The organism is Actinomadura kijaniata NBRC 14229, assembly GCF_001552175.1.
GTDB lineage: Bacteria > Actinomycetota > Actinomycetes > Streptosporangiales > Streptosporangiaceae > Spirillospora > Spirillospora kijaniata.
In genome coordinates this window covers 1-4,126 of record NZ_BCQR01000221.1, presented here as the reverse complement: position 1 = coordinate 4,126, position 4,126 = coordinate 1, and the positions used below count along the sequence as shown (strand labels likewise).

General features: G+C 78.1%; 2 protein-coding genes. Both read left to right on the top strand.

Annotation, left to right across the window (positions count from 1 at the left end):
- The first annotated feature begins 391 nt into the window (after window positions 1-391).
- Window positions 392-1,126, top strand: coding sequence for a DUF3027 domain-containing protein (locus AKI01S_RS44160; protein WP_067832070.1), 735 nt, complete (start codon window positions 392-394; stop codon window positions 1,124-1,126).
- Window positions 1,123-4,059 (top strand): sacsin N-terminal ATP-binding-like domain-containing protein, encoded by a 2,937-nt coding sequence (locus tag AKI01S_RS44155; protein WP_067832067.1) that lies wholly within the window; start codon window positions 1,123-1,125, stop codon window positions 4,057-4,059. The genes AKI01S_RS44160 and AKI01S_RS44155 overlap by 4 nt, the downstream gene beginning before the upstream one ends.
- Window positions 4,060-4,126 lie beyond the last annotated feature (67 nt).

The window sequence follows — 4,126 nt, the reverse complement described above, 5'->3', positions numbered from 1 at the left end:
CCCGCGCCCCGCGCCGCCCCCGCGGCCCGCCCGAGGCCGCGCCGGGTCCCGCCCGCGCCGGTGCGCAGGAACGTCGTCACACGGTTCGCCATGCCGGAAGCTCCTCGCGCGAAGGTCCGCCGTTCGCGAGCCTACGTTCCCCGCCACGCCGTCGGAACGCGCGAACCGCCCCGACCGGCCCGTTCCCGCCCGCCGGGGCCCGTCGCGGACCCGCAGTGGGGGAGCGTGTGCGCGGTCACGCCGTTCCATGGGCGAGAATTGACATGTGAGCCCACTCCGTCAGTCCAGTCCCGCGCGTTCAACCCGCAGCACCGCCGGGCGCACCGCCACGGGGAGCGCCCGCCGCACCCGCACGCCCGCCGTCGACCCGGCCTGCGCCGAGGCCGTCGACCTGGCCCGGGAGGCCGCGGAGGAGACGGCCTGGCCGGGCAAGGTCGGCGAGCACCTGGGTCTGGTCGCCGAGGCCGACCGGGTGGTCACCCACTTCTTCGAGGCGCTCGACCCCGCCTACCACGGGTGGCGCTGGGCCGTGACCGTCGCGCGCGCCGCCCGCGCCAGGAACGTCACCGTCGACGAGACCGTGCTGCTGCCCGGCGACGACGCCCTGCTGGCCCCGCCGTGGGTGCCCTGGCTGGAGCGGCTGCGCCCCGGCGACCTCGGCCCCGGCGACCTGCTGCCCACCGCCCCCGACGATCCCCGGCTCGCGCCCGGCCTCAGCCAGGTCAGCGACGCCGTCGACGCGCAGGCGCAGTGGGAGCTGGGTCTCGGCCGCGCCCGCGTGCTGTCGGCCGAGGGCCGCGACGAGGCCGCCGCCCGCTGGTACGAGGGTCCGTCCGGACCGCGCGCCTCCATCGCGATGTCCGCGCCCGCCCAGTGCTCCACCTGCGGGTTCTTCGTTCCGCTGGCCGGTGAGCTGCGGCAGATCTTCGGCGCGTGCGCCAACGAGTACGCCCCCGACGACGGCCGCGTGGTGTCGGCCGACCACGGCTGCGGCGCGCACTCGGAGGCCGTCGAGATCCCGGCCGCCTCCGAGCACGGCCCGCCGGTCATCGACGAGCTCGGCTACGAGGTGATCGTCGCCGACGACGCCGAGATCGAGGCCGAAGAGGCCCTCGGGCACTCGTGACCGACGTCTTCGGCACCGGGGCCCTGCGCTCCCGGGTGCTGCGCGCGTGGGCGGAGTCCCCGGCGCGGTTCCGGGAGGACGCCAACACCGAGGAGGACCACGCCCTCGGCGGCTACCGCGACCGCGTGGTGGTCGAGCTGGCGCAGAACGCCGCCGACGCCGCCGCGCGGGCGGGGGTCCCGGGGCGGCTGCGGTTGTCGCTGGACGGCGGCGTGCTGACGGCGGCGAACACCGGGGCGCCGCTGGACGCCGCCGGGGTGGAGGCGCTGTCGACGCTGCGGGCGTCGGCCAAACGCGACGAGATCGCCGCGGTGGGCCGGTTCGGCGTGGGGTTCGCGGCGGTGGTCGCCGTCAGCGACGCCCCGTCGATCACCTCCCGGACCGGCGGGGTCGAGTGGTCGGCCGACCGCGCCCGCGCCGAGGTCGGGGCGCTGCCGTCGCTGGCGGAGGAGCTGGCGCGGCGCGCGGGGCAGGTGCCGCTGCTGCGGCTGCCGTTCCCCCCGTCCACGCCCGTGGAGATCCCCGAGGGCTACACGACGGTGGTGCGGCTGCCGCTGCGCGACCCGGCGGCCGAGGCGTCGGTGCGGGCCCAGCTGGAGCAGGTCGGGGTGGCGCTGATGCTGGCGCTGCCCGCGCTGGCCGAGGTCGAGGTGTCGGTCGGTGACGCGGTCCGGGCGGTCACCGCCGACGAGGTCGCCTCCTGGACCACGGTGGAGGCGCACGGGACGATCCCCGCCGAACTGCTGGCCGGCCGGCCCACCGAGGAGCGGACGCGGCCGTTCTGGCAGGTGCGGTGGGCGCTGCCGCCGAACGGGCTGCCGCGGGGCGTCCCGGCGGTCCTGCACGCCCCGACGCCGAGCGACGAGCGGCTCGACCTGCCCGCCCTGCTGATCGCGACGTTCCCGCTGGCCCCCGACCGGCGCCATGTCGCGCCCGGCCCCCTCACCGACCACCTGGTGGAGCGCGCCGCCGACGCGTACGTGGAGCTGCTGCGCGCGGTCCCGCCGACCCCGGCGCTGCTGGACCTGGTGCCGGGCACGGTGGGGGCGGGCGAGCTCGACGCCGCGCTGCGGCGGGCGATCCTGGCGCGCCTTCCCGAGACGCCGCTGCTGCCGCTCGGCGAGGACGCGTTCGCGCGGGGACGCGACACGGTCGCGATCGACGGGCCGGCCGCGTTCGTCGAGCTGCTGGCCGGGCGCGGGGACGGCGAGCCGGTGGTCCCGGGCCTGCTGCCCGCCGCGTGGCCGGCGCGGCACGCGGCGCTGGCGGCGCTCGGGGTGCGGCGCATGGAGCTGGCCGACGTCGTGGACGCGCTGGCCGGGCTGGACCGCGCGCCGGCCTGGTGGCACGGGCTGTACGAGTCGCTGAGCGGGGCGTCGACCGACGGGCTCGGCGCGATGCCGGTGCCGCTCGCCGACGGGCGCGTGGTGCGGGGACCGCGCGGGCTGCTGGTGGCGGCCGACGGCGTCGACCCCTCCGGGCTGGACGTGCTGGGGCTGCGCTTCGTCGACCCCGAGGCCGTCCACCCGCTGCTGTTCCGGCTGGGGACGATCGAGGCGGGCCCGCGCACGGTGCTGGCGGACCCGGCCGTGCGCGCCGCGGTGGAGGACGCGTTCGACGCCGACGACCCCGAGGCGGTCGCGGACGCGGTGCTGGGCCTGGTCGCCGCGGCGCACCTGGACCCCGGCGACGAGCCGTGGCTGTCGGAGCTGGCGCTGCCGGGCGAGGACGGCGAGCTGTACGCCGCCGGGGAGCTGCTGCTCCCCGACAGCCCGCTGCACGACGTGATGGCGGAGGACGCGCCGTTCGGGACGGTGGACGCCGGCGTCCTGGAACGCCACGGCCGCGACGCGCTGGTGGCCGCCGGGGTCCTGGACGGCTTCGCCCTGGCGAGGGCCGAGGACGTGAACCTGACGGGCCTGGCGGACCAGGCGGAGACGTTCCACCTGGACGCCGAGGAGCGGTGGGCCGAGGAGACCCTGGACCGGCTGGGGATGCAGGAGCTTCCGCCCCTGCTCCCGGAGTTCGCGGCGGTCCGGGACCTGGAGCTGGTGGAGGACTGGGCGGCGGCGCTGCGCCTGCTGTCCCGGCCGCCGCTGCGCGCGGCGGTCGCCGACCCGGCCCACGTCGCCCTGTTCGACGGCCGCCGCATGGCGGTCCCGTCCTACACGGCGTGGTGGCTGCGGCGGCACCCGGTCCTGGAGGGCCGCCGCCCCGGGGAGTTCCGCCTGCCCGGCGACGCGACCCTGGCGGGCCTGTACGACCCGGCCCCCGAGGGCCTGGACGAGCGGTTCCTGCTGGCGCTGGGCGTCCGCACGACGCTGGACGACCTGCTGTCCACCCCGGAGGGCGCAGCGGAGCTGCTGGACCGCCTGGCGGACCCGGACCGCCCCGTGAGCCGCGCGCAGCTGGTGGCCCTGTGGACGGCGCTGGCCGACCACGAGACCCCCGTGGACCCGCCCGAACGCGTCCGCGCGGTCGTGGACGGCGCGGTCGAGACGGCCGAGGCGGCCGACGCCCTGGTCCTGGACCGCCCCGACCTGCTCCCGCTGCTGCCCGGCCAGCCCCTGGTGATCGCGGCCCACGACCGGGCCGAACGCCTGGCGGACCTGCTCGACCTCCCGCTGGCCAGCGAGGAGGTGGCGGGCAAGGTCGAGTCGGCGGGCGAGCCCCGCGACGTCCCGCCCGCGGTCCACGCGATCCTCCCGGGCGCCCCGACCACCTACCTGGCACACGACGAACTGGTCGTGGACGGCCGCCCGGTCACGTGGTGGGCGGGCGAGGAGGACCTGCACGCGGGCGGCGCCGAGGGCCTGGCCCGAGCGCTGGCCTGGTCCACCGGCCGCTGGGAGTCCCGCTTCCTGGTGGAGGCGGTCCTGCGCGCCCCCGAAGACCTCCCCACCCTCCTGTCCGAACGCGACCTGGAACTTTAACCCGCGTTCCGAACCCCCGCCCCACGCCACCCACCCGACGCCCCACGCCACCCGCCCGACGGCTCAC